Source organism: Streptomyces sp. NPDC007157 (assembly GCF_040634235.1).
In the GTDB taxonomy this organism is placed as follows: Bacteria; Actinomycetota; Actinomycetes; order Streptomycetales; family Streptomycetaceae; genus Streptomyces.
The window spans coordinates 94008-120086 of record NZ_JBEYFE010000024.1; the positions used below are offsets into that span (position 1 = coordinate 94008).

Annotated in this window: 22 protein-coding genes and 1 pseudogene; 11 read left to right on the forward strand and 12 right to left on the reverse strand. The window is 72.4% G+C overall.

Translation table 11 applies throughout. The features are described 5' to 3' along the window. The first annotated feature begins 160 nt into the window (after nt 1-160). Nucleotides 161-451, forward strand: coding sequence for an SHOCT domain-containing protein (locus ABZ642_RS34720; RefSeq protein ID WP_360491510.1), 291 nt, complete (start codon nt 161-163; stop codon nt 449-451). Continuing rightward, a pseudogene (locus ABZ642_RS34725) lies at nt 448-653 on the forward strand (ABC transporter ATP-binding protein); the annotation flags it as partial. The gene ABZ642_RS34720 and the pseudogene ABZ642_RS34725, both read left to right, overlap by 4 nt. A gap of 44 nt (nt 654-697) precedes the next feature. Here the strand turns inward: ABZ642_RS34725 and ABZ642_RS34730 are convergent. Both ABZ642_RS34730 and ABZ642_RS34735 read right to left on the reverse strand, forming a co-directional pair. Beyond that, complete coding sequence (locus tag ABZ642_RS34730; RefSeq protein WP_360491513.1) at nt 698-1381, reverse strand: ATP-binding protein; 684 nt, start codon at nt 1379-1381, stop codon at nt 698-700. A 183-nt stretch (nt 1382-1564) separates the two neighbouring features. Continuing rightward, complete coding sequence (locus tag ABZ642_RS34735; protein ID WP_360491516.1) at nt 1565-1888, reverse strand: hypothetical protein; 324 nt, start codon at nt 1886-1888, stop codon at nt 1565-1567. A 359-nt stretch (nt 1889-2247) separates the two neighbouring features. Between ABZ642_RS34735 and ABZ642_RS34740 the strand changes: the two genes are divergently transcribed. After that, nucleotides 2248-3372, forward strand: coding sequence for a PLP-dependent cysteine synthase family protein (locus ABZ642_RS34740; RefSeq protein WP_360491519.1), 1125 nt, complete (start codon nt 2248-2250; stop codon nt 3370-3372). Nucleotides 3373-3490: 118 nt separating this feature from the next. On the opposite strand, the gene ABZ642_RS34745 is transcribed toward ABZ642_RS34740, so the two are convergent. Beyond that, nucleotides 3491-3949: an SRPBCC family protein gene (locus ABZ642_RS34745; RefSeq protein ID WP_360491522.1), complete on the reverse strand. Its 459-nt coding sequence runs from the start codon at nt 3947-3949 to the stop codon at nt 3491-3493. Between the two features lie 66 nt (nt 3950-4015). Beyond that, complete coding sequence (locus ABZ642_RS34750) at nt 4016-4831, reverse strand: DeoR/GlpR family DNA-binding transcription regulator (RefSeq protein WP_360491525.1); 816 nt, start codon at nt 4829-4831, stop codon at nt 4016-4018. Nucleotides 4832-5124: 293 nt separating this feature from the next. Here ABZ642_RS34750 and ABZ642_RS34755 point away from each other — a divergent pair, with 293 nt between their 5' ends. Then, on the forward strand, nt 5125-7803 hold the full coding sequence (locus tag ABZ642_RS34755) for a hypothetical protein (protein ID WP_360491528.1): 2679 nt from the start codon (nt 5125-5127) through the stop codon (nt 7801-7803). Here ABZ642_RS34755 and ABZ642_RS34760 read toward each other — a convergent pair whose 3' ends face one another. From ABZ642_RS34760 to ABZ642_RS34775, 4 genes are all read right to left on the reverse strand, one after another. Next, entirely contained in the window at nt 7804-10236 is a 2433-nt protein-coding gene (locus ABZ642_RS34760; protein WP_360491531.1) for a right-handed parallel beta-helix repeat-containing protein, read from the reverse strand. 176 nt (nt 10237-10412) lie between these two features. Continuing rightward, nucleotides 10413-11018, reverse strand: coding sequence for a hypothetical protein (locus ABZ642_RS34765; RefSeq protein ID WP_360491534.1), 606 nt, complete (start codon nt 11016-11018; stop codon nt 10413-10415). Nucleotides 11019-11521: 503 nt separating this feature from the next. Then, the gene (locus ABZ642_RS34770; RefSeq protein ID WP_360491537.1) at nt 11522-11791 is read right to left on the reverse strand and encodes an MOSC N-terminal beta barrel domain-containing protein; all 270 of its coding nucleotides are present in this window, start codon (nt 11789-11791) and stop codon (nt 11522-11524) included. A 42-nt stretch (nt 11792-11833) separates the two neighbouring features. Beyond that, nucleotides 11834-12289, reverse strand: coding sequence for a DUF6643 family protein (locus tag ABZ642_RS34775; protein WP_360491540.1), 456 nt, complete (start codon nt 12287-12289; stop codon nt 11834-11836). A gap of 278 nt (nt 12290-12567) precedes the next feature. Between ABZ642_RS34775 and ABZ642_RS34780 the strand changes: the two genes are divergently transcribed. After that, a complete protein-coding gene (locus ABZ642_RS34780) occupies nt 12568-13941 on the forward strand; it encodes a TerD family protein (RefSeq protein WP_360491543.1) in 1374 nt (457 codons plus the stop codon). 15 nt (nt 13942-13956) lie between these two features. Here the strand turns inward: ABZ642_RS34780 and ABZ642_RS34785 are convergent, their stop codons facing one another. Beyond that, nucleotides 13957-15150, reverse strand: a complete 1194-nt coding sequence (locus tag ABZ642_RS34785) for a glycosyltransferase (RefSeq protein WP_360491546.1) — start codon at nt 15148-15150, stop codon at nt 13957-13959. 39 nt (nt 15151-15189) lie between these two features. Here ABZ642_RS34785 and ABZ642_RS34790 point away from each other — a divergent pair, with 39 nt between their 5' ends. Continuing rightward, the gene (locus ABZ642_RS34790; protein ID WP_360491548.1) at nt 15190-15981 is read left to right on the forward strand and encodes an aspartate/glutamate racemase family protein; all 792 of its coding nucleotides are present in this window, start codon (nt 15190-15192) and stop codon (nt 15979-15981) included. An 89-nt stretch (nt 15982-16070) separates the two neighbouring features. After that, nucleotides 16071-16628 carry a hypothetical protein gene (locus ABZ642_RS34795; RefSeq protein WP_360491550.1) on the forward strand — a complete coding sequence of 186 codons (558 nt, stop codon included), beginning with the start codon at nt 16071-16073 and terminating at the stop codon, nt 16626-16628. A 75-nt stretch (nt 16629-16703) separates the two neighbouring features. Here ABZ642_RS34795 and ABZ642_RS34800 read toward each other — a convergent pair whose 3' ends face one another. After that, on the reverse strand, nt 16704-17732 hold the full coding sequence (locus ABZ642_RS34800; RefSeq protein WP_360491552.1) for an O-antigen ligase family protein: 1029 nt from the start codon (nt 17730-17732) through the stop codon (nt 16704-16706). Between the two features lie 184 nt (nt 17733-17916). On the opposite strand from ABZ642_RS34800, the gene lnt reads away from it, so the two are divergent. The 4 genes from lnt to ABZ642_RS34820 all read left to right on the forward strand — a co-directional run bounded on the left by lnt (nt 17917) and on the right by ABZ642_RS34820 (nt 23000). Next, nucleotides 17917-19530 (forward strand): apolipoprotein N-acyltransferase, encoded by a 1614-nt coding sequence (gene lnt, locus ABZ642_RS34805; RefSeq protein ID WP_360491555.1) that lies wholly within the window; start codon nt 17917-17919, stop codon nt 19528-19530. Between the two features lie 67 nt (nt 19531-19597). Then, the gene (locus ABZ642_RS34810) at nt 19598-20077 is read left to right on the forward strand and encodes an NUDIX domain-containing protein (protein ID WP_360491558.1); all 480 of its coding nucleotides are present in this window, start codon (nt 19598-19600) and stop codon (nt 20075-20077) included. A gap of 54 nt (nt 20078-20131) precedes the next feature. After that, a complete protein-coding gene (locus tag ABZ642_RS34815) occupies nt 20132-20956 on the forward strand; it encodes a 3-hydroxybutyrate dehydrogenase (RefSeq protein ID WP_360491560.1) in 825 nt (274 codons plus the stop codon). A 76-nt stretch (nt 20957-21032) separates the two neighbouring features. Further along, nucleotides 21033-23000, forward strand: a complete 1968-nt coding sequence (locus tag ABZ642_RS34820; RefSeq protein WP_360491563.1) for a GAF domain-containing protein — start codon at nt 21033-21035, stop codon at nt 22998-23000. 24 nt (nt 23001-23024) lie between these two features. Here the strand turns inward: ABZ642_RS34820 and ABZ642_RS34825 are convergent, their stop codons facing one another. Together ABZ642_RS34825 and ABZ642_RS34830 are read right to left on the reverse strand one after the other, a co-directional pair. Further along, nucleotides 23025-24398 (reverse strand): MFS transporter, encoded by a 1374-nt coding sequence (locus ABZ642_RS34825; protein WP_360491565.1) that lies wholly within the window; start codon nt 24396-24398, stop codon nt 23025-23027. 1049 nt (nt 24399-25447) lie between these two features. Next, nucleotides 25448-25939, reverse strand: a complete 492-nt coding sequence (locus ABZ642_RS34830; RefSeq protein WP_360491567.1) for a transposase — start codon at nt 25937-25939, stop codon at nt 25448-25450. Nucleotides 25940-26079 lie beyond the last annotated feature (140 nt).

Genomic DNA, 26079 nt, shown 5'->3' on the forward strand with positions numbered 1-26079 from the left:
GTAGTTACAGAAGGGCAGGCCTGCGGGAGCAGCCCGGCCCCGCCCAGTACTCCCCGGGAGGTACGGCGACGGCCGCCGGCCGCACGACGACGCGGACCCCTCCCTGGAGCCAGTCTCTAGGCAACACATCGAGACTTTCCGGCAAGGGAGTTGAACCGACATGGAGACCCTGGCGAACTGGGACGGCGGGCCCGGCCCGTGGATCCTGTTCTTCCCGCTGATCTGGGCGGCCGTGGTGATCGGCGTCGTCACCGTCGTGCGCCGCACCGCGTGGCGCGGGCGTGGCGGCCCCTGGCGTCCGATGGACGCCGGGCGCCCGGCCGGCGACTCGCCGCTCGCCGTCCTCGGCCGCCGTTTCGCCTCCGGTGAGATCGACGAGGACGAGTACTGGCGGCGGCTGTCGGTCCTGGAGGAGCAGTTCGGCCGTATCGGCAAGGGCGGTGCGGCATGACGACGACGGTGGCACGGGCCGCGGCCCGTGCCATGGGTGCCGTGCGGGTGCGAGGCGGTGCCCACACCGCCGTACGTGCTCTGGACGGCGCTGACGCGGCGTTCCCGCAGGGGGGCTTCGCCGCGTTCAGGGCCCGTCCGGCTCGGGCGGGTCCGCGCTGACGCACCGCGCGGCCGGCCTCGACGTCCTCACCTCGGGCGCCCGGCCGCCATGGAGCACTGTCCGGGAAGGAAACTCACCGCCCGCTCAACTGGCGACAGCCGAGCGGGCGGGAGCGTGTGCGGTGTCCGGGGCACCGGCGGTCGCGGGTACGGCGGCGGAAGGGCCGGCGGTCGCGGGTACGGCGGCGGGGGCACCGTCGGCCATGTGTGCGGCAGCGGAGGCGCTGGCGCCGACCTGTGCGGTGGCGGTGGCGCCGACGGTCGCGTGCCCGGCGGGCGCCCCGGTGGCCGCCGCCCCCGCCGCTACGACATGCCGGGGTGCCGGTTCGGTCGTACGGCGTTGCGGGTGAGCCGCCTTCGGCGTGGCGGTCGGCGCGGGCAGGGTGAACCACACGACCTTGCCGTCGTCGTGCGGCCGCACTCCCCAGCTCTCGCTGACCGCGGCCACCATCGCCAGGCCGCGTCCGCAGGTGGCCATCGGCGCGACGTCCGTCCCGTCCTCGACCACCGGGAGCCGTGGATCGTGGTCACGGACCGACACCGTGAGCCGGTCGAGTTGGAGCTCGATCTCGACGGTGCAGTTCTTGTCGGGCTGGGCGTGCCGGTGGACGTTGGTCAACAACTCCGTCACACCGAGCGCGGCCCGGTCTATCAACGGGTCCAGGCGCCAGTAGCGCAACTGTGCAGATACGATTCTGCGGACCTGGCCGATCCGCGCGGGCAGGGCTTGGAGCTCCACCGAGCAGTGTCTGCTTGGGTGTTCGATCACGACTGCGACTCCCCGACGTGAGGTCCGGAAGAACACGGAGAACGGATCCAGCAGGGCGCCGCCGTCCAGGGGGCCGCCTGCTGTCGTGGCCGGCGGGCTGGTTCGCAGCGTTATCGCCGGTAAACCCAGAGTGACGTGAGACAAGAGTGACCCAGTGCGCACGGTCCCGCAACTCGCCGTGGTTCAGCGGTCACGCCCGGCGGCCCGCCGTACCGCCTCGATGAAGCGGCGCGCCGCGGGCGGCCCGGACTCGCCCGGCGCCGGATCGTGGTCGCCCAGGGTGAGTGAGTAGCGCTGGCCGTTGAGGTCGGCCAGGGCCCGGTCCTCCGACGCGAACCATGGCTTCGAGGCCCGTACCGCCTGTACGGGCGCGCTGTCGATCTCGCTGCCGTAGCTGGTCAGCAGCTGCAGCCTGCCGTCGCTTATCCGGACCTGTCCGGCCCGGGTGAGCGAACGCAGCCGCTTGTCGATCCGCACGCCCTTCGCCGTGAACTCCGGCTCCGCCATCCTGCCCCGCCCCTTTTCGAGTACCTCGGTCACCGGCCCGCGAGCTTGTGGCCCCGGCCGGCGTGCTCCGGCTCGTGTTGTGATCCAGTGTGCGCCCCCGTTCGGGACGTTCGTCCCGTCCGGTGGCAGTCTGCCCGCCCTCGACGAGGAGCACCAGTGCGCACGGGCCGCCGGGCGGGGGGCGCCCGGAGCACTCGCGGCAATGCGCCCCCCGAAGGATTCGAGCCACTGTTCCCCAGGGGGTCTTTGAGGCGCCCAAAGATGCGTTTATGCAGGTGGGAAGCGATGGGAAAGGTGTTTATGATCGGTGCGTCGGCCGCACTCGGACGCCGTTCGGCGCCCAGCGTAAGGAGCCCGCCGTGAGCACCACCCCGCAGATCCGAACCGGCGCCACCCTCGATGTCGACCACAGCGACACCGAGTACCGCGACTGGCTCAAAGAAGCCGTCCGCAAAGTCCAGGCGGATGCGAACCGCTCGGCGGACACCCATCTGCTGCGTTTCCCGCTGCCCGAGGCGTGGGGCATCGACCTCTATCTCAAGGACGAGTCGACCCATCCCACAGGAAGCCTCAAGCACCGGCTGGCCCGCTCGCTCTTCCTCTACGGTCTGTGCAATGGCTGGATCCGGCCGGGCCGTCCCGTGATCGAGGCGTCCAGCGGCTCGACGGCGGTCTCCGAGGCGTACTTCGCCAAGCTGATCGGCGTACCCTTCATCGCCGTCATGCCGCGCACCACCAGCTCCGAGAAGTGCCGGCTCATCGAGTTCCACGGCGGGCAGTGCCACTTCGTAGACGACTCCCGGAAGATGTACGAGGAGTCCGCGCGCCTCGCGGTGGAGACCAGTGGCCACTACATGGACCAGTTCACCTACGCCGAACGGGCCACGGACTGGCGCGGCAACAACAACATCGCCGAATCCATCTTCCGCCAGCTGGAGTTGGAGCGGTTCCCGGAGCCGGCGTGGATCGTCGCCACGGCGGGGACCGGCGGTACGTCCGCGACCCTCGCGCGCTATGTCCACTACACCCTGCGCGATACGCGGATCTGTGTCGCCGACCCCGAGAACTCCTGCTTCTTCGAGGGCTGGACCACCGGCGATCCGGACGTCACCTGCGACTGCGGGTCACGGATCGAGGGCATCGGACGGCCGCGGATGGAACCGAGCTTCGTGCCCGGGGCCGTCGACCGGATGATGAAGGTGCCGGACGCGGCGAGCGTGGCGGCGGTGCGGGCGCTGGAGCGGGCGATCGGGCGGAAGGCGGGCGGTTCCACCGGGACCGGCCTGTGGAGTGCGCTGAAGATCGTGTCCGAGATGGTGGCGGCGGGGCGCAGGGGGAGCGTGGTGACACTCCTGTGCGATCCGGGGGACCGGTATCTCGACAAGTACTACTCGGACTCCTGGCTGGAGGAGCAGGGGCTGGACATCGCGCCCTACGCGGCCGCGATCGAGACCCTGCTGACGACCGGGGTGTGGCCGCGCTGACAGGGGTGCCGCGGGCTGTCTGAGGCCTCGGGCCGTACGGGGCTGGTCGCGCCCGCACGGCGGAGCCGCTGTCCGGCACAGCCTCGCGTCCCCGAAATGCCGCTCCGGACGGCGGCGTTCACAGCCTTCTGTCCAAGGCGCGTATCCCTTCGCGGATCGCCCGGCCCATGCCCGGCGCCGCCAGCCGGCACATCGCCCGGAACGGCGCCGTACCGTCCAGTGCGAACGTCATCCGCACCCGGGTCCCGGTGCCGGACGGCACAAGGCGCCACTCCTCCAGCCATGCGCGCGCCCCCGGTACGTTCGCCTCGTCCACGCGGTAGGCGTACACCTCGGGCGCCCGCGACGCGAGCACCGTCTCCTCGAAGCGCACGCCGCCTCGGAGCCGCACCTGACGGCCGTGCTCCGTCGGACGGGCCGACTTCACCCCGGTGAGCCACTGCGACCAGCCGGGCACGTCCTCCGCCAGGGCCCGGAAGACCGTCCGAGGGGCTGCCGTCATCTCCCGTCCGAACACGAGCCGTACGGGTGCGGTCTCGACGAAGTCGAGCCCCACCGGGCGCAGTTGGTGAGCCACGGGCCGACCTCCTCATGAGACGCTGTCCCGAAAAGGTAGCTGACGGCCCGTCAGCTGTCTGTACTCTCAGTCGCTTTCGCCCGCCACTACCAGCCGGCGCAGGTGCTCGGAGATCTCCGCACGCGCCCCGGCCGGCAGCCCGGCGTCCGTGACCAGCGTGTCGACCTGCTCCAGCTTGGCGAACGAACTCAGGCCGACCGTGCCCCACTTGGTGTGGTCGGCGACCACCACGACCCGCCGGGCCGACTGCACCAGGCGGCGGTTGGTCTCCGCCTCCGCGAGGTTCGGCGTGGACAGGCCGGCCTCGACCGATATGCCGTGCACACCCAGGAACAGCAGGTCGAAGTGGAGCGCCCCGATGGCCTGGTCGGCCACCGGGCCGACCAGCGAGTCGGACGGGGTGCGCACCCCGCCGGTCAGGACGACGGTCGCCGCGCCCTGCCGCTGCCCGGAGACCCGCTGTGCCGCGTGGAAGACGTCCGCTACCCGCACCGAGTTGGTCACCACGGTCAGGTCGGGGACCTCCAGGAGCTGATGGGCCAGCGCGTACGTCGTCGTACCGCCGGACAAGGCGATCGCCGTACCCGGCACGACCAGTTCCGCGGCGGCCCGGGCGATGTCCTCCTTGGCGGTCAGCTCCAGCCCCGACTTGGCCTCGAACCCCGGTTCGTGCGTGCTCGCCTCGACCACCGGCACCGCACCGCCGTGCACCTTCTCCAGCACGCCCTGCCGGGCCAGTGCGTCCAGGTCCCGGCGTACGGTCATGTCCGACACGCCGAGCTTGCGGGTCAGCTCGTTGACCCGAACACCACCCCGGCGCCGGACCTCGTCCAGGATCAGGGCGCGGCGCTGCTCCGCGAGGAGGTTCTGGTTCTCGCTCACGTACGCTCCGGTCCTCTCGCCTCAAGCAGTCCGACACGCCCTGCGTACCGGCTCCGACCAGGACATTCCGCCCGGCTCCGGTGCGTGGGCGCCCCATCCTTTCACGGGACCACACCGGTTGCGCCACTCCCTGTGTCGGCGCGCACATGTCATTCGGTCACCACGTGTTCCCTCAGGTGTCACACACAACGGGGAGATTCCGTGGCGAGTGGTGTGCGTCACACCGGAATCGGAGATCCTGAAGCCCGCACGGACACAGACCATCGGCGCGTCACGGGGGAAGTGCGAGAAGAGTGGAACGCGCGCAGGAACCTACCGCCGACGACCCCGCGGAGCGGCCGGCGGCGACGGAGACCGAACCCGCCCAACCGCCCGGCACCCCACGGCCCGATCCGGCCGAGCGGCTCACGGCGCACAGGACCGGCCCGGCCGAGCAACGCCTGGCCGAGGCGACCGGCCCGCCCATGCGGCTCGTGGCCGAGACGACCGATCCGGCCGAGCGACCGGCGGCCGAGGCGCCCGGTCTGGCCGAGCGAACGGCGGCCGGGACTGCCGTTCCGGCCGGGCGGTCGGCGGCCGGCACCGGCGAACCGGCCGAGCGGCTCGTGGTGCGGACGGCCGGATCGGCCGGGCGGCCGGTGGTCGGGCAGGGGAAGGGGGGTTCTGTCCGGCGGCTCACCGGTGGGAGGAGCGAAGCCGTCGAGCGGTCCGCCGTGCCGGAGATCGACCTGGAACTGCTGGTGCACGGAGTCGGCGGCAGCACGCCCGAGAAGATGCTCGGTGACCCGCGCACGGTGCGGATCACCGGCGACGACACGGCAGCCGTCTTCCGGCGCGCCGTGGACGTCGACGCCGAGTCCCGGCCCGGCGACTACGGCGACCGCCCGGTGCCCGAGGCGTACGTCTGGTGCAACCTCACCTCCGGCAACGCCTCCCGCGCCCTGTGGCTGCTGCTCCTGCCGTTCATGGTGGTCAACCTCGCCCACTGGATGCGCCCCGCCGCCCAGGACCGGCCGCGCACCGTCCGCTTCTACGGCCTGCTGGTCCGGCTCGCCGGGCTCACCCTGACGGTGCTGCTGGTCGCGGCCGCCTGCGAGGTCGCCCTGGACCTGGCCGCCTGGCAGTGTGCGGGCATCACCGCCTGCGCCCGCCGGCACTCCTGGCTCGATTTCCTCTCACCCAGCGGCTCCGCCGGCGGCTGGTGGAGCGCACCCGGCCGCCGGCTCGCCCTGGCCGCCCTGGTGCCCACCGCGCTGACCGGCCTGCTCTGGTACCTCTCGCACCGCACCTGGAGCGCCTACGAGTCCACCCGGCCCCTGGCCCACGACGCCGAACCCGGGCACACCTCCCTCGGCAGCCCCGGCTTCTGGTACGGGCGCCGGCTGGTGGCCCGGCTGCGTGCCGCGCACACCACGGCAGGTCTGCTCACCGTCGCCGCCGCGGTCCTCGCACCGGCGGCCGCCTTCGACCGCCGGGCCGGCGGACCCGCCGTACTCGACGCGGCCGGATGGCTCCTGTCCGCCGTGCTGGCCGCGCTGGCGTTCGCCGCGGTGTGGGTGGTCTGCCGCCGGGGCCGCAGCGAGAACCTCCTCGACCAGGAGCTCGACCGGCGGCTGGTACGACGCCTGCCGCTCGGCGCGCTCGCCCTGCTGGTCCTCGTCGCGCTGTACGCCGGCTGGTCCCGGCCGGGATGGCGCTCCGTGGGGCGGCTCGCCGGGGATCCGGCCTTCGGCGGCCTGGTGTTGGCCCAGGGCGTGCTGGTGATCGTCCTCGGGGCCGTCGCCCACGACCTGCACCGCCGGCTCCCCGATCCGCGTGCCGCGATGCGCGGCCTCGGCGGCCCGGCGGTCGCGCTGCTCGCCTGCGCACTGGGCGGGGTGATCTCGGGCGGGGTCGCCCAGCGGGTCTCCGACTGGCTGGACGGCACCGGAACCTCCATCGCCGGGCCACCGGTACTGCTGACCTGGCAGGCCTCCGCGATCCCGCCCGTCCTCGTGGTGCTGCTCGCCGCGGTCGCCTGGCTCTCCTGGCGCACCTCGCGGCTCGGCCACGCCGAACGCGCCGCCGTCGGCCTCGACCACGCCGGCGAGCCGGACGACACGGCACGCACCCGCCGTATCGCCGGGGTCCGTGCCATGGCGGCCCTCACCGACCGGACGCCGCTCTTGGTCACCGTGCTGTGCGCCGCCACGCTGGTGCTGGGCGCCGGGGCGCTGGTGGGCGCGCTCGCCACCGGGGAGACACCGGACGCGGCCGCCGACCGGACCTACGCCCTGGTGCACGGCGCGGCCCAGGCCTCCCAGGCGCTCGGCTCCTGGCTGGTCGGGCTCGGATTCATACTCTTCGTCACCTGGGGCAGGCGCGCCTACAAGGACGCCGCCGCCCGGCGCACCATCGGCATCCTCTGGGACGTCGGCACCTTCTGGCCGCGCGCCGCCCATCCCTTCGCCCCGCCCTGCTACGCCGAGCGCGCGGTTCCCGACCTGACCTGGCGCATGGACACCTGGACCCGCCGCACCGGCGGCCGGCTGGTCATCTCCGGCCACTCCCAGGGCAGCGTCCTCGCGGCCGCGGCGGCCTGGCAGCTGACGCCGTCGGTGCGCAAACGGGTCGCCCTGCTGACCTACGGCTCCCCACTGGAGCGCCTGTACGGCCGTTGGTTCCCCGCCCACTTCGGCCCGGCCGAGCTCGGCTCCCTGCACCGTGAGGTCGCCTGCTGGCGCAACCTCTACCGCCTCACCGACCCCATCGGGGGCCCGGTGCGGATCGCCGACGGCGACGGCCCGGCCGTCGACCACACGCCCCTCAAGGACCCCCTCGCCTACGGACGCACCCCGGAACACCCGCTCCCGGCCCCGATCCTGGGCCACTCCGACTACCAGGCGGACCCGGCCTTCGCCGAGGAACGGGAACGGCTGCTGGCCCGGCTGCGCCCCGAACTGCCCGGGCAGCGGCCGCAACCGGCGGGCTGATCAGGTGAGTTCCGGAAGGTCTTCGGCGTACAGCAGGGTGAGGTCGTCGGTGCTCGGGTCGGCGAGCTGGGCGACCCGGCTCGCGTGCCGTTCGACCATCGCCTCGAACGTCTGGCGGGCGGTACGGCCGTTGCCGAACGCGGGGCCCTTGGGGAGCACCGTGAAGTACGTCCGCAGCGCCTCACAGGCGCCCGGTGCCAGCCGGTACTCGTGCTCGTCGGCCTGCTGTTCCACGATCCGCAGGAGTTCGTCCGGGCCGTAGTCGCTGAAGGTGATGGTCCGGGAGAACCGGGACGCCACGCCGGGGTTGATCGAGAGGAAGCGCTCCATCTCCTCCGTGTAGCCGGCGACGATCACCACCACGGCGTCCCGGTGGTCCTCCATCAGCTTCACCAGCGTGTCGATGGCCTCCTTGCCGAAGTCCCGCCCGGCGTCCTCCGGCGACAGCGCGTACGCCTCGTCGATGAACAGCACACCGCCGTGCGCCCGTTGGAACGCCTCCTGGGTGCGGATCGCCGTGGAGCCGATGTGCTCACCGACCAGGTCGACCCGGGACACCTCGACCAGATGGCCCTTCTCCAGCACACCGAGGGAGGCGAGGATCTCGCCGTAGAGCCGGGCGACCGTCGTCTTTCCGGTGCCGGGGGAGCCCGTGAACACCAGGTGCCGCTTGACCGAGGCGGCCTTCAGACCGGCCTGCTGACGGCGCCGGCCGACCTCGATCATGTCGGTCAGCGCACGGACCTCGCGCTTGACGCTCTCCAGGCCGACCAGCGCGTCGAGTTCACCGAGCACGGCCTTGGAGGTGCGGGCCGGCTCCTGGGACGCGGCGGGGGCGAGAAGCGGTTCCTGTTCGGTGCTGCGCTGGCCGGGGATCGCACCCAGCAGGCCGGGGGTCTGGTGGGCGGTCTGCACGGCCGGCTCGTGCGCCGCGGGCGGGCGGAGGCTGCCGCTCTCGTCGCTGGTGCAGTCCTCCACCACCGGGCCGGTGCCCGCGTCCGGGCCGCCGTCGGCGAACTCGTAACCGCCGCGCGCACACCGCTCCGTACGGCACTTGCGCAGCGTCGTACGGCAGCCGTCGATCACATGGAACCCGTAGCCGCCGCTGCCGGTGACCCGGCAGTTCTGGAAGGTGCCGCGGCCGCCCGCCGACACGTAGAAGCCGGCCTCGGCGGGGGAGTCCACCGTGCAGCGTTCGAGAGTGGGGTCGGCGCCCTTGGTGACGATCACTCCGGTCTGGGTGCCGTCCACCGTGCAGTTGTTGAGGGTGCCGCCGCTGCCGTGGTCGCGGAACCAGGCGCCGGTGGCCGCGTCCCGGATCCGGCAGTCGTCCAGCTGCGCGGTCGCCCCGTCGCTCACCGACACCGCCGTGTTGCGCACCTGGGAGAGGTCGCTGTCGACGACGTCCGCGCGGGAGCCGCGGTCCAGCACGAACAGTGCGTCCGGTACGTCGTGCACCCGGCAGGAGTCCAGGACGGCGGTGGCGCCGTCACTCACCCACACCGCCGGGTAGTCGCCCGTGCTGTCGAAGATCTCGCACTGGTTGGCGTCCACGCGGGTGCCCGGGTCCCACACCGACAGCCCGTTGCGCCCGAACTGGCGCACGGTCGTCCGTGTCAGCGTCAGCACCGAGCGCGAGCGCAGGTCGACCGCGTTCTCCGGGATGTCGTGGATCCGGCAGTCGGCGAGGGTGAGTACCGCGTCGGTGTCGAGGGTCACGCCGTCGGCGGTGGTGCGGTGCACATCGCAGTCGGTGAGGTGCGCCGTGGCCCGTGCGGTGACCTGCACGCCGGAGCCGCGCACCTCGTAGATCTCACAACCCACGGCCTCCAGCGCGGAGTTCTCACCCGTCACCGTCACTCCCGTGCCCGAGGCGTGGTGGATCCGGCAGCGCTCCAGCCGCGGGTGGCCGCCGCCGCGCACCGCCACGCCCGCCTGACCGGCCGCCACGACCTCGCACTCCTCGAACACGCCACCGCCGCCGTCGAGTACGGCGATGCCGATGCCGGCCGGGTTGTCCACCGTGCAGCGCCGCACGGTCGGCCGCGCGCCGCCGCGCACCTCGATGCCGGCGGCGGAGCGGGTGACGATCCGCATGTCCAACAGTTCGGGGGTGCCCTCCTCGACGAGCAGCGCGGGCGCGGCCGCGTCCTGGCCCTCGACATGCAGGTCCTGTACGACCGCCGAGGCCCGTACGGTCAACGGCACCCCGTCCGCCGGCGCGATGCGTACCGAGCCGGGCGAGCCCTCCGGGCCGCGCAGCGTCACCGCGCGCTGGACGACGAGGTTCTCCCGATAGGTGCCGGGCGCGACCGTCAGGACGTCGCCGTCCGCGGCGGCCTCCAGGGCGGCGGCGAGCGATGCGTACTCACCTGTGCGGCGCCGCCACCTCGATGTACCGGTGTGCGTCACCTGGACCGTGCCCTGTGCCATGGCGTTGCTGAGCCCCCACCTCGTCGTACAGATCGCTTGCTCGCCTTCGGGACGGCCACCTCGGAGGGTGTCCGGCCCGTGCGGTCCGCTCGCGCGCGGGTCGATACCGAATGCGCTTCGGCCGGTCCACCGTAGCGTGCGCCGAGGTGGTGCACCGACCAGAGGCAGAAAGGCCCTCAGCTGCCGGTGCCGGCCTTGCCCCAGTCCGGGCCCGCCCGGTCCCAGGCCTGGTCCCAACGCGCGTACCTGCGACGGACCATATGCCAGACGATCATCCGTCTGCCGCTCTCGATCAGACCCGCGATGAGCAGGGTCGCGCCGAACCCGGCCAGCACGGCATGGGTCGTCGCGGTGGCGGAGTCCAGTGGGCGGGCCGTCAACAGACCGTGCCGATCCGTCCAGATGCCGAAGTGGTCGCCCTTGTGCGGGGACTTGATGGCCGTCAGGGTCGCGCCGTGCTGCCGGGTGCCGTCCGGTGCGGTCCAGTCGGCGAGGACGCGGCTGCGGGTGTCGTGGGCGCTGGTGGCGTCGGGGTCGGGTTCGATCAGGGAGCCGCCCAGCTTCCGTTCGACGGTGGCCGTGACCAGATGCCGGTCGTGCTGCTGCTGCCGGACGGACCGCTGGAGGGTGTCCTGGGCGGCCACACCGACGAGCGAGCCGAGCACGGGCGCGGCCACCACGATCAGCAGCAGTGCCACCAGGGCCACCCAGGCCTCGACCAGGTCGGTCGCACGGCGCAGCGGATTGCGCCGCCAACGCCACAGGCCGCGGATCGCTCGCACCGTCCACCACCCCCTTCCGCTCCGTGATAACCCCCGCCCGAGCCGTTCATCCGCGAGCCCGGCCGAAGAGAGAGCGAAATCACCCCCGGCAAGGGCTCTCGGGAACTTCTCACGACCCCCAACGTCCGGGCTGCGGGCTTGGGTTCCCGCAGGGGCGGAGATCACTCAGGTCGGAGTCGAAGCCGGCTCGGGGGAGGTTCATGGGGGAGCGGGCGGGTTCTCGTCGGCGTGGTCGCCCCGTGCCATGAGGAAGGGGGGCGTCGAGCGGGGGCCTGTGCGGTGATCAGCGGCGGACGGCCCTCGGCGAGGCGCACGGTCTCGCCCGGCAGCGTGCGGTCCGGGTCGAGCGGGCGGCGGGGGCGGGCGGACGAGACGGGTGGCGGTTTCCGGATGGTCGCCGCACCAGGCATGCGTGGACCCGGCCGCGGGGACCGCCTCCCCTTCGTACCTCCCCCTTCGTACCGGAGACTCCACCGGCACTGCGGCCGCCGGCTCCGGAACCTTCAGCGAGGCCTGCCCGGTCGCGTGGGGCGGATGCCGCCACCCGGACGCCAACTCGGCGGCGGCGGGCGCGCGGCGCGGGTGGGTGCAGGCGCGGGTGCGTGCAGGCGTGGGTGCACGCGCTGGGTGACGACCTTTCCCCCGTCGTCGATCAGAGCCCAGCGTCGGTCACCGGCCGGCCTCCAGGGCTCTGTGACGGCCTGCCGGGGCGAGAGGCCCCGGAGCGCCATGACCGGGTGTACAGGCGTCGACCGCAGTTCGGCGATCCCCATGACGTCGTCGTGCCGGGCGGCACCGACATCAGGGGATGCCGATCAGTAGCCGCGGTACTGCTGCTGTTGCTGGTTGTTGTACGGGTCCTGGTACGGAGCCGGCGGCGCGGGGCGCGGAGCCGCCGGGCGCATCGCCTCGTACCCGGTGCCGCCCATCATCGGGCGCGGCGGCTGCGGCTGCTGCTGGCCCGGGTAGCCGCGCGGTGCTGTCGCCTGCTGGGGGATGTACGCCGTGGGCGCCTGCTGCAGCGGAGCGGGCTGCTGCATCTGCGGGTAGCCGTAGCCGGGGGCCGGCTGGGAGGGACCCGCCGGGAGGGCGGGCAGTGCCGACGGGAGCGCGGGCAGGTTCAGGCTGCTGGGCGCGTCGTAGGCGGGGGGGACCCGGATCGGGGCGATCTGCGGGGTGCCCCGCTCGGCCACGAGGGAGTCGTAGATCGGAGTGTCCGGGAAGGAGGCGGAGTAGTAGCCGCCGCCATAGGTGGAGCGGGGGGAGGTCATGGCACATAAGTTAAGCCCACGATGTGCTGGTTGGGGAGACCGATAAGAGGGTTGTTTTCCGTGTCGGCAGTGACGCCGGATCCCCAATCCGAGCGAACTCGGCAAAAAAGGACGGCAATCGACGTTCTGATCGCGTAAAGGCCGAGTTCCGAGCTGGTTACCGGCGGTTGGCCAGGGATCTTCCTGTGCCGCTCATGGGACTTCCCTGTCCTCGGGAATAGGTTGTGCGGGTAGGGATGACCTGGGACCGCCGGGCGCGCCCGGCATGCCGACACGCGATGGGGGCGGACATGACAATGTCGAAAGGATCCAATACACCGGTGCCGACCACGGCACTGCGTGTCGAATTGGGCTGGCGCTCCGGTCCCGGTGCACCCGACGCGGACGCATCGGCGTTGCTGCTGGTCGCCGGAAAAGTGCGCTCCGACGGTGACTTCGTCTTCTACAACCAGCCCGCACACGCCTCCGGCGCCGTCCGCCACGAGGGCAAACGGCACTCCGGCGGCCAGGTCACCGACACTCTTTTCGTCGACCTCGCGCGCGTGGAGGCCCCGATCGAGAAGATCGTCCTGGCGGCCTCCGCCGACGGCGGAACGTTCGGCCAGGTCCCCGGTCTCTACATCGAGGTGCGGGACGCGGCGGACGGGAATGTGGTCGCCCGGTTCGACAGCGCCGGCGCCACGGTGGAAACCGCTTTCGTCCTCGGTGAGTTGTACCGGCGCCAGGGCGGCTGGAAATTCCGGGCCGTGGGACAGGGCTACAGCAGCGGGCTCGAAGGGCTCGCCACCGACTTCGGGATCACGGTGGACGAACCTCAGCACGCTGCGTCCCCGCCCGTGCCCCCGGCCGCCCCGGCCGCCACGCCCACGGTGACCGCGCCTCTCGCCGCCCCGGTGCCTGCGCCGCCCGGCGGCCTCCCCTTCCCGGAGCACCCGGCGCCGGCCTCCGGCGGTCTCCCCTTCCCGCAGCACCCGGCGCCGACCTCCGGCGGCCTGCCCGTCCCGCCACCTCCGCCGGCCGCGCCCGTGCGCCTGTCCAAGGTGACGCTAACCAAGGCGGCGCCCTCCGTCTCCCTGGCCAAACAGGGCGGCACCTCGGGCTCGCTGCGCGTCAACCTCAACTGGCAGGTCCGCAAGCAGTCCCCGGGTGGCTGGGGCGGCCGGCACGGCGGGTCCGAACTCGATCTCGACCTGTGCGCCCTGTACGAGCTCGCCGACGGCCGCAAGGGCGTCGTCCAGGCGCTGGGCAACGCCTTCGGCTCGCTCGGCAGGCCGCCGTACATCCATCTCGACGGCGACGACCGTACCGGTGCCGTGGCGAGCGGGGAGAACCTCACCGTCAACCTCGACCACAAACAGGACTTCCGGCGCATCCTGATCTTCGTGACCATCTACCAGGGCGCGAGGTCCTTCGCCGACCTGCACGCCACCGTCACCCTCCAGCCCCAGCACGGCGCCCCGATCGACTTCTCCCTGGACGAGTGCACGGTCCCCTCGACCGTGTGTGCGCTCGCCCTCCTTACCCACACCGGCGGTGACCTGGTCGTACAGCGTGAGGCGCGCTATCTGGTGCCGGATCGCGGGGTGAGCCCGCAGCGGACCGTCGACCGGGCCTACGGTTGGGGCATGAACTGGACCCCCGGCCGCAAGTGACCGGGACCGAGCGGGTCAGCCCTCGTCGGCCACGGCGCCGGGACGCGCGTACGTACGGCCCTTCCAGGCCGCCCCGCGCCCGCGGTAGTGCTGTACCGCCGAGTCGACCGTCATCAGGAGATAGAGGAACGCGGTGAACGGCAGCAAGGGGGCGAGCCACAGCGGCTGCCGGTAGTAGCGGAGCATCGGCACGTACGTCGCGGTCATGACCAGCCAGGCCCCCGCACCGACGAGCACCGCCGCCGCGTCGCCGGTGACCGCTCCCGTCAGCGCCGCGGCCGGGGGCACCAGGTACACCAGCGCGAGACCCACCACCGTGCCGAGGAGCAGCAGCGGGTTGTGCCGCAGCTGCGCGTACGCGCTGCGGGAGACCATCCGCCACAGGTCGTGCAGGCGGGGATAGGGCCGCACGCTGTCCACCCGGTCCCCGAGCCCCAGCCAGATGTGCCCGCCGGAACCCTTCACCGCGCGGGCGAGTGCCACGTCGTCGATCACCGCGTGCCGGATCGCGTCCGGGATGCGCGCCTGCTCCGCCGTGTCGGCACGCAGCAGCACACAGCCGCCCGCCGCGGCCGCCGTACGCGACCCCTTCCGGCCGATCCGGCGGAACGGGTACAGCTGCGCGAAGAAGTAGACGAACGCGGGGACCACGAGCCGCTCCCACAGACTCGCCACCCGCAGCCGGGCCATCTGCGAGACCACGTCGAAGCCCCCGGTGCGCGCCGCCGCCACCAGCAGCCGCAGGCTGTCCGGCTCGTGCGCGATGTCCGCGTCCGTCAGCAGCAGATACTCGGGACCACGCGCGCGTGCCAGCGAGATCCCCTGCCGTACCGCCCACAGCTTGCCCGTCCAGCCGGCCGCGGGCTCGCCGGGCGACGCCACGGTCAACGGCAGCCCGCCGTGCCGTGCGGCCAGTTCCCGGGCCAGCTCCCCGGTGCCGTCCGTACTGCCGTCGTCGACCAGGAACACCTCCGCCCGCCCCGGGTAGTCCTGCGCCAGCAGCGACGGCAGACTCAGGGGCAGTACGGCCGCCTCGTCCCGGGCCGGCACGACCACGCACACATCCGGCCACCCGCCGGGATCGCCCTGGGGCGGCAGCCGGACGTCGGTGCGCCAGAAGAAACCCTGGCAGAGCAGCAGCCACAGCCAGGCGGCGAGGGATACGGCGGCGGTCCACACGATGGCGCTCACCCGCGCAGTCTGCCCCATGGGACCTGCCACCAACGGCCCATCGTCTATCGTGGCCGGGTGAAGATCGCGCTCATCGACTCCGGCATCGGCCTGCTGGCGGCCACCGCAGCGGTACGGCGGCTGCGCCCCGACGCGGATCTCGTCCTCTCCTTCGACCCCGAAGGCATGCCCTGGGGGCCACGCACCCCCGAGGGCATCACCGAGCGCGCCCTGGCCGTCGCCGAGGCCGCCGCCGCCCGCCGGCCCGACGCGCTGATCATCGGCTGCAACACGGCGACCGTGAACTCCCTGTCGGCACTGCGCGCCCGCCTGGAACCCGGCATCCCCGTCATCGGCACGGTCCCGGCGATCAAGCCGGCCGCGGCCGGCGGCGGTCCCGTCGCAATCTGGGCGACCCCCGCGACCACCGGCAGCGCGTACCAGCGGGGCCTGATCGCGTCCTTCGCCGACGGCGTGCCGGTCACCGAGGTGCCCTGCTGGGGCCTCGCCGAGGCCGTGGAACACGCCGACCAGGCGGCCGTCGAGGCCGCCGTGAGCGCGGCGGCCGAGCTCACACCGGACGACGTGACGACCGTCGTCCTGGGCTGTACCCATTACGAACTCCTGGCGGAACGTATCCGCGCAGCCGTGCAGCCCCCCGGCGCCGCGCCCGTCGTCCTGCACGGCTCCGCCGGAGCGGTGGCCGCCCAGGCGCTGCGCCGGATCGGCGCGCGGCCGGACCCGGACGCACCGGCCACCGGGACGGTGACGGTGCTGCTCAACGGGCGCGAGGGCGAGCTCCCGGCGGCCGCGCTCGGTTACGCCGAGGCCCGCCTGCTGCGAACGGCCAGCCCCGCCGTCTCCCAGTGAACCCTCCGGGGCCGCGGATACCGCCGATGTGAGCAGTCACCCTCCGCAACGCGATGCCCGCGCAGCGAAACCTGAGTAATCTCGTAGACATGAGGGACCACCCCTACGACCGCTCCCCGGACGAGGACGCCCCGCAGCCGGATGTCTGGACGGGGCGCGCCACCAACCGGGTCCAGTGGCTGATGGCGCTGGTCGGCGCGGCCTGCATGGCGCTCGGCGTCGAACTGGCCGTGGACTCGGCCTGGACCTCGGGGATCGCGCCGCTGGTGATGGCGGTCGTCGGCTGCATCGCCGCCGGGTTGCTGGTCCTCTTCGGCACCCTCGCCTTCGTGCACGTCGATCTGAAGCTCGACAAGGAGTGCCTCGAAGTCCGCTGCGGCCATATAGGGGTACCGCGCCGTCGTATTCCGCTCTCCCATGTGGTCGGCGCCGACTTCACCCCGCAGATCACGCCGCGTCACTGGGGCGGCTGGGGCTATCGCTGGCGGCCCGAGAAGGGCACGGCCGTCGTCGTCCGCCGCGGCGAGGGCATCGTGCTGCGCCTGTGGGACGGCCACACCTTCACCATCACCGTGGACAACGCCGAGTCGGCGGTCCGGGTCATCAGGGAACGCCTGCGGACGATCACACCCGGCACCGCGCACTGAGGCAGTCGACGGGGCCGTGTGGCTCGGGCACATGTGCGCGCGCCCTATGGATGTCGGCGTCCGCTCAGGTCGGTTTCAACTCGGTGGGACACCCGTCACCCATGGCCGGGCCGTCGCCAGACCCGCCAGCAGGCCCGCGCCCGCCGACACCGTCGTGAAACTCAGGGCGTTGCCGACCGCGGAGACCATGGCCAGTGCCGTGAGCGCCGCGCCCGCGGTGAGCACGACCGGCGTGGAGCGGGCCGAGCGCCACAGCGCGTAGAGGATCCAGCAGAACGCGGCGGCCAGCAGGAGGACACCGACCAGACCCTGTTCGGCGGCCTGCTGGAGCGGCGCGGAGTGCGGACTGCCCTCGGGTTGCAGGGCCTCGGACGCGGCGCCGCTCAACTCGCCGAACCGCCCGGGGCCGACGCCCAGGGCGCTGTTGCGGCGGGCCAGATGCAGCGCGTCCCGCCACAACTGGACGCGGCGCTCGGTCAGGGGGCCCGCCAGGGCGGTGGTGAGGCCGGCGGGCAGGACGTTCGCGGCGACCGCCCAGACCACGCCGGTCACCAGCGCGGCCGCCGACCCCAGTCCCGCGATGGCCGCGCCCCGGTGGCGCAGCCGGCCGGCGGCGAGGGAGCACAGCAGCACGGCGGCACTGGCGGCGCACCCCGTCGCCGAGCCCATGGCCGCACCGGTCACCGCGATCCCGGCGGCCAGCGCCCGCAGCCCGAACCGCAGCGCCGTGACCGGAGTCGCCCAGGCGGCGCAGCACACGCCACCCGTCGCGAGGACCAGCAGCGCCGCGACGGCACCGGCATGGCCGAGCGGTGTGATGAACTGAGAGCCCGTGGCCGCCTGCGGCATCGCCACCGCCGTCGCCAACCCGGCCAGCGCGCCGACACAGGGTGCGGCCACCGGCCACAGCGACCCCGCCATCCGGCCCGCGGCATAGCCCGCGGCCACGGCCAGCACCGCCAGCAGTACGCCCTCGGGCCGTCCGTCACGCCCGGCGGCCGAGAGCAGCGGCCACAGGGCGCACGCTCCCAGCACCATGACGCCCACCGCGTCAGAAACGTTTCGTCTGTCGTTGTCCGCATCCGTTCCGGCAGCGGACGTCATCCCGGTCGACCCCACCGTCGCCCCCCGTACCCGGTCCCCCTACCTGTGGCGGGCCCCGCCGCCCGCCTCGGCTCACCGTAACCGGTGATGCCCGCTTTGTGGACGACTTGAGCGGGAACGGTGTGGTTCCTGCATGCCGAGACCGTGCTGTCGGCCGCGGCGGCGGCCGCCGTACACTCCCGGAGTGACCGCCACCGCAACTTCCGTCGACCAGTCGGACCAGCTCACGCCGCGCCCCGCGCCCCGCGCACGCGGCCTGCGGCTGCTGCTCCGTCTGGTCCCGGCCGCCACTGCCGCGCTCAGCGGAGTGCTGCTGTACGTCAGCTTCCCGCCGCGCACCCTGTGGTGGCTGGCCCTGCCCGCCTTCGCCGGCTTCGGATGGGTGCTGCGCGGCCGCACCTGGAAGGCGGCCCTCGGCCTCGGCTATCTCTTCGGCCTGGGCTTCCTGCTGCCCCTGCTGGTGTGGACCGGCGTCGAGGTCGGCCCGGGGCCGTGGCTCGCGCTGGTGGCGATCGAGGCGATCTTCGTCGCCCTGGTGGGTGTGGGCGTCGCCGCCGTGTCCAGGCTGCCGGCCTGGCCGGTGTGGGCGGCCGCCGTGTGGATCGCCGGCGAGGCGGCACGCGCACGCGTGCCGTTCAGCGGCTTCCCGTGGGGCAAGGTCGCCTTCGGTCAGGCGGAGGGCGTCTTCCTGCCGCTCGCCGCGGTGGGCGGCACCCCCGTCCTCGGATTCGCCGTCGTGCTGTGCGGATTCGGTCTGTACGAGGTGGTGCGCCTGGCCGTCGAAGGGCGCCGCACGCGGGAGATCCGACGCGGTGCGGCGGCCGCGGCCCTGCTCAGCGTGGCCGTCCCCGTGATCGGCGCGGTCGCCGCGCGGACGCTGGTGAGCGACAAGGCGCAGGACGGTTCCGTCACCGTCGCGGTCATCCAGGGCAATGTGCCGCGCGCGGGCCTCGATTTCGCGTCCCAGCGGCAGGCCGTGCTCGACTACCACGTGAAGGAGACGCTCAAGCTGGCCGCCGACGTCAAGGCCGGCAAGGTCGCCAAGCCTGACTTCGTGCTGTGGCCGGAGAACTCCTCCGACGTCGACCCGTTCACCGACGCCGACGCGGCCGCCGTGATCGACGAGGCCGCCACGGCGATGGGCGTGCCCATCTCGGTCGGCGGCGTCGTCGAGCGGGACGGAAAGCTCCTCAACGAGCAGATCCTGTGGGACCCGGCCAAGGGGCCGACGGCGACGTACGACAAGCGGCAGATCCAGCCCTTCGGCGAGTACCTCCCGCTGCGCGGTCTGGTCGGCGCCATCAACAAGGACTGGACCAGCATGGTCCGGCAGGACTTCAGCCGGGGTACCAAGCCCGGTGTGTTCGACATCGACGGCACCAAGGTCGGCCTCGCCACCTGCTATGAGGCCGCCTTCGACTGGGACGTGCGGGACACCGTCACACACGGCGCCGAGATGATCTCCGTGCCGAGCAACAACGCGACGTTCGACCGCAGCGAGATGACCTACCAGCAGCTCGCCATGTCCCGGATCCGCGCCGTCGAGCACAGCCGGACCGTCACCGTGCCGGTGACCAGTGGCGTCAGTGCGATCATCATGCCGGACGGGAAGATCACCCAGAAGACCGGCATGTTCGTCCCCGCCTACCTGGTCCAGAAGGTGCCGCTGCGCACCTCCGAGACCCCCGCGACCAAGCTGGGCATCCTGCCCGAGATCGCGTTGGTGCTGGTCGCGGCGGGTGGCATCGGCTGGGCGATCGGCGCGGGGCTGCGCTCCCGGCGCGCCGGTGACGCGTAGCCGTACACCCGCTGTACGCCCCGTGGCTCCGGCCGGTTCGGGAGAACCGGGCGGCTAGGGTCGGCGCATGGCCACTCCTGACTTCATCCATGCGATCCGGGCCTCCGCCGGCCACCAGCTGCTGTGGCTGCCCGGGATCACCGCCATCGTCTTCGACGACGAGGGCAGAGTGCTCCTGGGACGTCGTACCGACACCCGCAAGTGGTCGGTCATCGGTGGTATTCCGGATCCCGGGGAGCAGCCCGCGGCCTGCGCCGTGCGGGAGGTCTTCGAGGAGACAGCGGTGCGCTGTGTCGCCGAGCGGGTCGTGCTCGTCCAAGCGCTGAACCCCGTCACCTACCCGAACGGCGACGTATGCCAGTACATGGACATCACCTTCCGCTGCCGGGCTGTCGGTGGCGAGGCCCGCGTCAACGACGACGAGTCGCTGGAGGTGGCCTGGTTCGACGTGGACGCCCTGCCGGAGCTGAACGAGTTCGGTGTGTTCCGGATCAAGCAGGCCATGTCGGATGCACCCACATGGTTCGACGCTACGACTTTCAGCTGAAGTATGTGCGCTGACCCTATGTGGTCCCGGGGGAGGGCCGCCTAGGGTCGGATCATGAGTTCGCCCGGCGCCCTCTCCAGCCCCCTCCCCGGCCCGCACCCGCCCGCCCTCGACCTGCGCGGCCGCACCGCTCTCGTCACCGGTGCCGCCGGCGGCATCGGCCGCGCCTGCGCGCTGCGCCTCGCGGCCGCCGGAGCCCAGGTGAGAGCCGTGGACCGGGACGCGGCCGGGCTGGCCGAACTGAGCGAGGCGGCCGGACGGGTCGCCGGCCCGGCGGGCGGTGCCGTCGAGCCGTACGTCCTCGACCTCACCGATCTGGACGCGGCCGAGCGTGCCGCCGCCGGCACCGACGTCCTCGTCAACAACGCCGGCATCCAACTGGTGCGTCCCATCGAGGAGTTCCCGCCGGACGTCTTCCACACCGTGCTGACGGTGATGCTGGAGGCCCCGTTCCGACTCATCCGGGGCGCGCTGCCGCACATGTACGGGCAGGGCTGGGGGCGGATCGTGAACGTGTCCTCCGTCCATGGGCTGCGCGCCTCCCCCTTCAAGTCCGCCTATGTGGCGGCCAAACACGGTCTGGAGGGACTCTCCAAGACGGCCGCCCTTGAGGGCGCACCCCATGGCGTGACCTCCAACTGTGTGAACCCCGGTTATGTGCGCACCCCACTGGTCGAGAAACAGCTCGCCGACCAGGCCCAGGCGCACGGCATCCCCGAGGAACGGGTGCTGTCCGAGGTGCTCCTGACGGACACCGCCGTGAAGCGGCTCCTCGAACCGGAGGAGGTCGCCGAAGCCGTGGCCTATCTCTGCGGTCCTCAGGCGTCCTTCGTCACGGGCACCTCGCTGGTGCTCGACGGCGGCTGGACCGCCCACTGAAGGGCCGGGCAGCCGACGGTCCGCGAGTTTTCCACAGGCCCGACGGGCCGCGGTGGCGATGCGGAATCCTGTGACCATGTCGCGCAATCACGTGCAGTCCGCCAGGCGGCCGGCCCCGGCAGAAGCGGTCGGCGCCCTCGACGAGGGTGCCGAGGTGCTCTCCGGCGCCGAGTCGGCCTACCTCGAACTGCTGGCCAGGGGCGCCTCGGCGGAGGCCTACGAGCAGCCGCTGCTGGTCGCCCGCGCCGAAGGCCGCCCGCCCGAGCTGATCGCCGCACTGGAGCGGGCCAGACTCCTCGCCCTGCGGGTCCGCACCGAACTGGAGGGCAGACGGCGGCGTGAGGCCGAGCTGTCCGCGCTCTTCGAGACCGCGCACGACCTGGCGGGACTGCGTGATGTGGACGCCGTACTCCAGGCGATCGTCCAGCGTGCCCGTTCCCTGCTCGGCACGGACGTCGCCTACCTGAGCCTCAACGACCCGGCGCGCGGCGACACCTACATGCGGGTCACCGAGGGTTCCGTCGCGGCCCGCTTCCAGCAGCTGCGGCTCGGCATGGGGGAGGGGCTCGGCGGGCTCGTCGCACAGACCGCGCGGCCCTACGTCACCGACGACTACTTCAAGGACGACCGATTCCAGCACACCCTCACCATCGACGCCGGGGTGCGCGACGAGGGCCTGGTCGCCATCCTCGGGGTGCCGCTCATGCTGGGGCCGCACGTCATCGGCGTGCTGTTCGCGGCGGACCGGCGGGCGCGGGTCTTCGAACGGGAGCAGATCGCACTGCTCGGCTCCTTCGCCGCGCTGGCCGCGGCCGCCATCGACGGGGCGAACCTGCTCACGGAGACCCGTTCGGCCATGGCCGGCCTGGAGCGGGCCAACGAGATCATCAAGGACCGCAGCGCCGTCATCGAGCGGGCCTCGGACGTCCATGACCGGCTCGCCGAACTCGTGCTGCGCGGCGGCGGAGTCCATGACGTGGCCGCAGCCGTCTCCCAAGTCCTGGGCGGCACCGTCGAGTTCACCGACACCGCGGACGCTCGCTCGCTGGCGACCTCGCGCACGGAAGGGCACGCGGTCCGGCACGGCGCCGACTGGATCGCCGCGGTCGCCGCCGGCGATGAGCAGCTCGGCGCGCTGGTGCTGCGCGGCCACCCCGGCCTCGACCCCGTCGACCAGCGCACCCTGGAACGCGCCGCCATGGTCACCTCGCTGCTCCTGCTGGCCCGCCGCTCCGCCGCCGAGGCCGAACAGCGCGTGCGCGGCGAACTGTTGGACGACCTCCTCGACGCCCGCGACCGCGACCCGCGCCAACTGCGTGACCGCGCCGCCCGGTTGGACGCCGACCTCGACGCCACCCATGTCGTGCTCGCCGCCCGGCTGGACCGCCCGGCGGCCGCCGCCGAGGACGAGGCGGCCGCCCGCCGCCGACTCTGGTCGGCCGCCTCCCACCTGGCCACCACCCGGCACGGCCTGGCCGCGGCCCGCGACGGCGGCACCGTCCTGCTGCTGCCCCTCGACCCCGGCGACACCGCCGCCGCCGTGGCCCGGCGCACCGCCCGCCACCTCGGCACCGCCGTCCACCAGCCGGTGACCGTCGGCGCCTCCGCGCCCGTCGCCGATCTCGCCGCCAGGCCCGACACCGTGGCCGCCGGCTATGCCGAGGGCCGCCGCTGCCTCGACGCGCTCCACCTCCTCGGCCGGGGCGGGGACGGCGCCGCCGCCGAGGACTTCGGCTTCCTCGGCCTGCTCCTCGCCGGCGAACGGGACGTCGCCGGATTCGTCGACCGCACCATCGGTCCGGTCGTCGCGTACGACGCACGGCGCGGCACGGAACTGCTGCGCACCCTCGACGCCTACTTCGCCTGCGGGATGAGCCCGGCCCGCACCAAGGACGACCTCCATGTCCACGTGAACACGGTGGCCCAGCGACTCGAGCGGGTGGCCCACCTCCTCGGCGACGACTGGCAGAGCCCCGCACGCGTCCTGGAGATCCAACTGGCGCTGCGCCTGCACCGGTTGGGGGCACCGACGGAGCGCCGCTGATCCCCGGGAACCAGCGGCGCACGCTCACCCGGTGTGCGCGTCGGCCCTGCTGCTCGCCGTCACCGTCCCGGTGCCGTCGTCGGCCAGGTCCCGCCGCCGGGTCTCCTTCGCCACGGCCACCGCGACCAGGGTGAGCAGCGAGGCCGCGATCACGTACAGGGCGACCGGGGTCGAGCTGCCGTAGTCGGACAGGAGAGCGGTGGCGATCAGCGGAGCCGGTGCCCCGGCGGCGACGGAGGCGAACTGGGCGCCGACGGAGGCGCCGGAGTAGCGCATCCGGGTCGCGAACATCTCGGCGAAGAAGGCGGCCTGGGGCGCGTACATCGCGCCGTGCAGCACCAGACCGACGGTCACCGCCAGCACCAGATACCCGAACCGCCCGGTGTCCACCAGGGCGAAGAACGGGAACATCCACAGCCCGATCCCGGCCGCGCCCAGCAGGTAGACCGGCCGCCGCCCGACCCGGTCGGAGAGCGCGCCCCACGCCGGGATCACGGCGAAGTGCACGGCGGAGCCGATGAGCACGGCGTTCAGGGCGGTCTGCTGGGAGACATCGGCGGACGTGGTGGCGTACACGAGGATGAAGGCGGTGATGACGTAGTAGCTGATGTTCTCCGCCATCCGTGCGCCCATCGCCACCAGCACATCACGCCAGTGGTGCCGCAACACCGAGACGAGCGGCGGCTGTTCGGGTGTGCCGGCACTCCGCCGGGCTTCGGCCCGTGCCGACGCCTCCCGGAACACGGGCGATTCGTCGACGGAGAGGCGGACCCACAGACCGACGACCACCAGGACACCGGAGAGCAGGAACGGGATCCGCCAGCCCCAGCTCACGAAGGCGTCGTCCGACAGCACGGCGGTGAGCAGCGACAGCACACCGGTCGCGAGCAACTGTCCGGCCGGTGCCCCGGTCTGCGGCCACGACGCCCAGAACCCGCGTCGGCGGGCGTCCCCGTGCTCGGACACCAGCAGTACGGCGCCGCCCCACTCGCCGCCGAGCGCGAACCCCTGCACCAGCCGCAGGATGGTGAGCAGCACGGGCGCCGCGCCGCCCACCGTGGCATGCGTCGGCAGCAGCCCGATGGCGAAGGTCGCCCCGCCCATCAGCAGCAGGCTCAGCACCAGCAGCCGCTTGCGCCCCACCCGGTCCCCGTAGTGCCCGAACACCAGCGCGCCGAGCGGCCGGGCCGCGAACCCGACGGCGTAGGTCAGGAACGACAGCAGCGTGCCGACGAGCGGGTCGGAGCCGGGGAAGAACAGCTTGTTGAAGACGAGGGCGGCCGCGGAGCCGTACAGGAAGAAGTCGTACCACTCGATGGTGGTGCCGATGAGGCTGGCGGCGACGATGCGGGGGAGGTGGGCGGGTGGTGGGGGAGCGGAGGGTGCCTGGGATGCCATGTGCGCCACTTCCTTGTGTGCGGTGGGGACGGGTACGTGTCGGCACACGGTAGGAAGATGCAGGTCAGGGGCACATGTGGTGGGGCAACATAGTTCGGGGGTTGGCTATGCGTGCGGCCACCATGCCGGTTCGCGGACGGGCGGTTCGGGGGCTCGAAGATGGCCGAAACGAGTGCTGCCCGGGACGTGCGGTTCGGGCTGATTTGACGGTGCGGTGCTGACTCCCGTGCTGACTACGCTCCGTTGAACTCGGGCATCAGGGATTGATCGGCTCAGAGTCGTTGCGTGGTAGGTGACCGGGCTGAGAGACCGAGCCCGGCCTTGTCGCTCAGCCGCCGTGGGCATGGGCAAGGTGCTGCGCCTGGGCGCGGTGCGCGTTCGTCCCAGCAGATTCTTCGTCTGCTGGTGGTACAGGTGGTACAGGTGGTACAGCCTTCTGACCAGCAAGGATGTCGGTCCGACGGGTTCAATGTGGGGAGTTGGCCCGCGTATGGCCCCTGCTCGACCCGGCCACGGTACTGGCCGAGTTGTACGCACGACGCTGGACCAGCGAAACGATCTACCGTTCGATCAAGGTCGGGCAGCGCGGCGGACGCGCCGCCACCCTGCGTTCCAACAGCCCCGAGATGGTCGCCCAGGAACTGTGGGCGATGCCCTGCGTCTACCAGGCCGTACGCCACCTGGCCACCGAGAGCGCCGCCGAGGCCGGCGTGCCGCCCGCCCGGATCAGCTTCAAGCACGCTCTCCATGCCGCCCAACGCACCGTCGGGGCCGACTTTCCCCCTCGTCGCCTCGCCGCCAAGACCGTGCCATCGAAGCCGACCTGGTCCGCACCGCCGTCAAGGCCCGGCCCGGCCGACTCTCACCCCGCGCCACCAAGACCCGCCACGTCAACTGGCCCACGCTCCAAGCCGATCAACCCGCCACCGAACGCGTCACCTACACCGTCGAGCTTCATCGGCTCACACCCCGACCGAAGTCACCCTGAGGTGATCAAGGAAGCGACGTTGGGCCGAGACCGGCCTCATCCACAAACTCGGCCCCGGCCTCTATGCCGCCACGGCATGGACCCCAAACCACCTCGCATGACCTGCGAAAACGCTAACCATCCGGCCTTGGGTGAAGCCTCCACAACCCGACTCCCTTGATCGCCCCCGAATACTGACGGCCGCCCCGACGCAGCCAGGCGAGGACTTCGCATCCCCCGTTTCGTCCGCGACCAGCACCACCTCCTGGCCTGCCAGTTCACGCATGGCCAGGCAGGCGATCTCCTCCCTGGCCCGGTCGTGGTCGAACGAAGCGCGCGACAGCAGCAGCTGCAGCCAGTGCGGGCCTGGATGCCTCAGTGCTTCGGCGAGTGTCCAGCAGTTGCGCGAGTCCACCTCCATCAGCAGCCACGTGACCGTCTCGGCTGCTGTGGTGCGTGTCTCGCGCCGCGCGAAGCAGTCCGCGATCGCGTCCATCGCTGCCTGGAACAACCTGTCCCAGGCAGCCTGGGCTATCGTGCCCTCCACGGCCACCTGGTCCTGATATGTCGTCACAAACGTTCATGATCACGGTGGCCGCACCTATGCCCGCAGCCGTCCCCGCAAGTCCCCGGCCAGCACGGACGTCGGAACTACAGCTGGCTTGTCAGATCGCAGACGAATCCAGGCCAACGGCCCGGAACCGGAACCGTTTC

Coding starts and splice junctions, on each gene's coding strand:
- ABZ642_RS34785 (WP_360491546.1), bottom strand. CDS start 15,150: ATGGGGCAGACTGCGCGGGTGAGCGCCATCGTGTGGACCGCCGCCGTA.
- ABZ642_RS34720 (WP_360491510.1), top strand. CDS start 161: ATGGAGACCCTGGCGAACTGGGACGGCGGGCCCGGCCCGTGGATCCTG.
- ABZ642_RS34810 (WP_360491558.1), top strand. CDS start 19,598: ATGGCCACTCCTGACTTCATCCATGCGATCCGGGCCTCCGCCGGCCAC.
- ABZ642_RS34770 (WP_360491537.1), bottom strand. CDS start 11,791: ATGGGGATCGCCGAACTGCGGTCGACGCCTGTACACCCGGTCATGGCG.
- ABZ642_RS34825 (WP_360491565.1), bottom strand. CDS start 24,398: ATGGCATCCCAGGCACCCTCCGCTCCCCCACCACCCGCCCACCTCCCC.
- ABZ642_RS34780 (WP_360491543.1), top strand. CDS start 12,568: ATGGGGGCGGACATGACAATGTCGAAAGGATCCAATACACCGGTGCCG.
- ABZ642_RS34735 (WP_360491516.1), bottom strand. CDS start 1,888: ATGGCGGAGCCGGAGTTCACGGCGAAGGGCGTGCGGATCGACAAGCGG.
- ABZ642_RS34815 (WP_360491560.1), top strand. CDS start 20,132: ATGAGTTCGCCCGGCGCCCTCTCCAGCCCCCTCCCCGGCCCGCACCCG.
- ABZ642_RS34820 (WP_360491563.1), top strand. CDS start 21,033: ATGTCGCGCAATCACGTGCAGTCCGCCAGGCGGCCGGCCCCGGCAGAA.
- ABZ642_RS34800 (WP_360491552.1), bottom strand. CDS start 17,732: ATGACGTCCGCTGCCGGAACGGATGCGGACAACGACAGACGAAACGTT.
- ABZ642_RS34795 (WP_360491550.1), top strand. CDS start 16,071: ATGAGGGACCACCCCTACGACCGCTCCCCGGACGAGGACGCCCCGCAG.
- ABZ642_RS34775 (WP_360491540.1), bottom strand. CDS start 12,289: ATGACCTCCCCCCGCTCCACCTATGGCGGCGGCTACTACTCCGCCTCC.
- ABZ642_RS34760 (WP_360491531.1), bottom strand. CDS start 10,236: ATGGCACAGGGCACGGTCCAGGTGACGCACACCGGTACATCGAGGTGG.